This window comes from Streptococcus sp., assembly GCF_019414905.1.
Lineage (GTDB): Bacteria > Bacillota > Bacilli > Lactobacillales > Streptococcaceae > Streptococcus.
Window position 1 is genome coordinate 1 of sequence record NZ_DXLC01000302.1, and the last position, 1,612, is coordinate 1,612.

Here is a 1,612-nt window from a genome sequence, read left to right on the forward strand (position 1 = left end):
GACTTGGCTGGCTGGATTGTCTCCAACCAAAATCACTACCAAACCAGGCACTAGACCTGTTTCTTCCTTTAATCTTGCAGTCTTTTCAGCCAGCTGTCCCTGTAATTTGGCCGCTAAAGCTTTCCCATCAATAATCTGTGTCATATCACTTCTCTTTTCTTACAAATATCTTTAATTATACCAAAAAATACAATGTAGCTCTAACACTTCTTGACTAGGTCATCCTATAGTTTCAAACTATAAGAAAAAGCTCGGGTCGAGCTTTCCATTAATCTTGTCTTGAAATTTTAAAATAGATTATAAAACCTTACTCAAGAAGTCTTTAGTCCGTTGTTCTTGAGTTTGTTCAAAAATCTGTTCTGGTGTTCCGTCTTCAACAACCACACCGTCTGCCATAAAGATGACACGATCTGCCACCTCACGGGCAAATCCCATCTCATGTGTTACGATAACCATGGTCATTCCTGACTTGGCAAGGGCTTGCATAACAGCTAGAACTTCTCCAACCATCTCAGGGTCCAGAGCTGAAGTCGGCTCGTCAAAGAGCAAAACATCAGGTTCCATGGCCAACCCACGCGCGATGGCAATCCGTTGTTGCTGGCCACCTGACAAACTCTGTGGATAAGCATCTGCCTTATCTGGCAAACCAACTTTTTCCAAAAGCTCTTGGGCTCTCTTCTCAGCAACAGCCTTGCTCTCACCTTTGGTCTTGATAGGTGACAAGGTGATATTTTCCATCACAGTCATATTAGGAAAGAGATTAAATTGTTGGAAAACCATGCCCATCTTCTCACGCATGGCAAACAGGTCATTCTTCTTGTCCGTAATATCGACTCCCTCAAAGATAACCTTCCCTTTAGTCGCTTCTTCCAACAAATTCATAGAGCGAAGCAAGGTAGATTTCCCGCTCCCCGAAGGACCGATGATAACGACAACTTCTCCTCTTTTAATCTCGAGGTTGATGCCCTTCAATACTTCATTTTTTCCAAATGATTTATGTAAATTTTCAATTTTTATCAAAGTTTCTGTCATTATTTCTTATCTCCTTGTCCCATACGTTTTTCAAAAGCTTTCAAGGCTACTGTCAAAATAGAAGTCATAATCAAGTAATAAAAGGCTGCAAATAAAAGTGGTGTTAAAGGTAGATAGGTTGTTGTAGAAACTGTTGTAGCCCCGTTCCATAACTCCATAACACCGATAGCTGATAAGAGGGAACTATCCTTGATAATAGTGATAAATTCGTTCCCCAATGCTGGCAAGATATTTTTTATAGCTTGTGGCAAAATCACATAGCGCATCGCATTTTTAGGACGAATCCCTAAAGAATAGGCAGCCTCTAGCTGACCTTTTGGAACCGCATTAATCCCAGCACGAACAGTCTCAGAAACATAAGCACCACTGTTCATAGAGATAATCAAAATCCCTGGAATTAGACGAGAAAGGTCAACACCTAAAATTCCAACCTGAATAGTCGGAGCATTGATGTGCATAAGGGCAAAGGCAATCATAATCTGAACCATCATCGGTGTCCCACGGAAAATCCAAACGTACAAGTTGGCGAACCAAACAAGCGGTTTAAACTTTGAACGTTGCCCAAAAGCCAAGACAACAC

Annotated in this window: 3 protein-coding genes; all 3 read right to left on the minus strand. The window is 41.3% G+C overall.

Annotated elements, in window-relative coordinates:
• A partial coding sequence (locus tag QZ359_RS09080; protein ID WP_365968108.1) for a tetrahydrofolate dehydrogenase/cyclohydrolase catalytic domain-containing protein occupies window positions 1–144 on the minus strand: 144 nt, incomplete at its 3' end.
• Window positions 145–297: 153 nt separating this feature from the next.
• Window positions 298–1,032 carry an amino acid ABC transporter ATP-binding protein gene (locus QZ359_RS09085; RefSeq protein ID WP_173228687.1) on the minus strand — a complete coding sequence of 245 codons (735 nt, stop codon included), beginning with the start codon at window positions 1,030–1,032 and terminating at the stop codon, window positions 298–300.
• Window positions 1,032–1,612: amino acid ABC transporter permease (locus QZ359_RS09090; RefSeq protein ID WP_293965909.1), on the minus strand; the 581-nt coding region annotated here is incomplete at its 5' end. The genes QZ359_RS09090 and QZ359_RS09085, both read right to left, overlap by 1 nt.